Source organism: Nitratireductor aquibiodomus NL21 = JCM 21793 (genome assembly GCF_000615975.1).
In the GTDB taxonomy this organism is placed as follows: domain Bacteria; phylum Pseudomonadota; class Alphaproteobacteria; order Rhizobiales; family Rhizobiaceae; genus Nitratireductor; species Nitratireductor aquibiodomus.
Map to the genome: position 1 here is coordinate 1 of NZ_BAMP01000178.1, position 1,579 is coordinate 1,579.

General features: G+C 66.0%; 2 protein-coding genes. Both read right to left on the reverse strand.

The features are described 5' to 3' along the window. On the reverse strand, nt 1–267 hold a 267-nt coding region (locus JCM21793_RS23000), incomplete at its 3' end, for a cobalamin biosynthesis protein (protein ID WP_025031863.1). Beyond that, the gene (locus tag JCM21793_RS23005) at nt 264–1,511 is read right to left on the reverse strand and encodes a bifunctional cobalt-precorrin-7 (C(5))-methyltransferase/cobalt-precorrin-6B (C(15))-methyltransferase (protein WP_025031864.1); all 1,248 of its coding nucleotides are present in this window, start codon (nt 1,509–1,511) and stop codon (nt 264–266) included. The genes JCM21793_RS23005 and JCM21793_RS23000, both read right to left, overlap by 4 nt. Between the last annotated feature and the right edge of the window lie 68 nt (nt 1,512–1,579).

The following is a 1,579-nucleotide window of genomic DNA, read 5'->3' on the forward strand; positions in this document are numbered from 1 at the left end:
CAGGTCCGTGGCCGAGCGCGCCTGTTCCGAGCGGGTCAGGCAGTGTGTCGCCGCCGCCTGCAATGCAGCGTCATCGGCAATGACAAGCGGCAGGCCGAGCGCCGTTGCCGCATCCGTCAGGCCGGGCTCGTCCCGTTTCCGTGGCACGGTCGCCAGCGCGTCGAGCCTGTCCCGTGTGATCTCATGTGTTGTCAGGGCGGCGTCGAGTGCGGCAAGAACGGCCTCGCGCGAAACGCCTTTTCTGGCTCCAAACCCGGCGCAGATCATGGCTTCCTCCAGCGCCATTGAAGCACCGGCATGGCCGGGCGCAGCGCCCTCATGGTGCCAACGGGCGCGGCACGCGCGATGGCGATCTCGATCAGCTCTCCGCCGTTCCGCCCATGGCAGTCGATCAGAAGCGCCTGCGTTTCGAGCGTCACCCCGTTTGCGACAAGACGCCCCCCGGTTCCAAGAGCGGCAATCGCCGCCTCCATCAGCCCAGGCGCAGTCGCCCCGCCACCGATAAAAACCACATCTGGCGCGGCAAGGCCCGCGAGCGCGGCGGGAGCCTTTCCCTCAACCACGGTGAGCTGCGGCACGCCCATGCGCTCCGCGTTGCGGGCAATGCGCGCCGCCCGCTCCCTATCCGCCTCGATGGCGATGGCGCTGAGCGACGAATGCTGCCGCAGCCACTCGATGGAAATCGAGCCTGAACCCGCTCCGATATCCCAGAGGCGTTCACCGCGTTTCGGGGCAAGGGCTGACAAGGTGACGGCCCGCATCTCGGATTTGGTGATCTGCCCGTCATGCTCGAAAAGCCCGTCTTCAAGCCCGGTTCCAAGCGGCAGGATGCGCGCATCCTCATCCGCCGCCACCTCGATGGCGACCAGGTTCAGACCATCGAATTTTTCTGCGGAAAGCGCGGAAGCCATGAAGCTGACCTGCCGTTCGCGCGGTCCGCCCAGCGCTTCCAGCACGTGAAAGCGCGAGGGGCCAAAACCCTCTTTGGTGATCAGCTCTGCAATCGCAGCCGGAGCCGCGCCATCGGAGGTGAGCGCTAGAATGCGCGCGCCGGGATGCAGCAGCGGGCGGATCGGCGCGATGGGCCTGCCATGCAGCGAAACCGTCTCGACCGCTTGCAGCGGCCAGCCAAGCCGGGCAGCAGCAAGAGCGAAGGAAGACGGGGCGGAAAAAACACGCATTTCCTCTGCCGGGATTCGCCGCGCCAGCGTCGCGCCAACGCCGAAATGAAACGGGTCGCCGGAGGCGAGCACGCAGATATTCTTGCCCCTCAGCGCTTCGATTTCATCGACCGCCTTATCGAAAGGCGAGGGCCATTGCCGCCGCTCGCCCGCAATCTCGTCTGCCGCAAGTTCAAGATGCCGCGCACCGCCGAAGACGATCTCCGCATCGGCAATCGCTCTGCGTGCTTCGTCACCGAGCCCCGCCAACCCATCCTCGCCGATCCCCACGATGGCAAGCCAGCGCTGAGAGCTTTCCGCCTGACTGCAAAATGCTCTAGAAGACGTCATGGCGAACCGAACCCTTCTCATTCTTGGCGGAACCGGCGAGGCGCGGCGGCTGGCAGCGCGGCTTTGCG

What these genes read in the sequence shown, in the direction of transcription:
- JCM21793_RS23005 (WP_025031864.1), bottom strand. Translation starts at nt 1,511, where the DNA reads ATGACGTCTTCTAGAGCATTTTGCAGTCAGGCGGAAAGCTCTCAGCGC.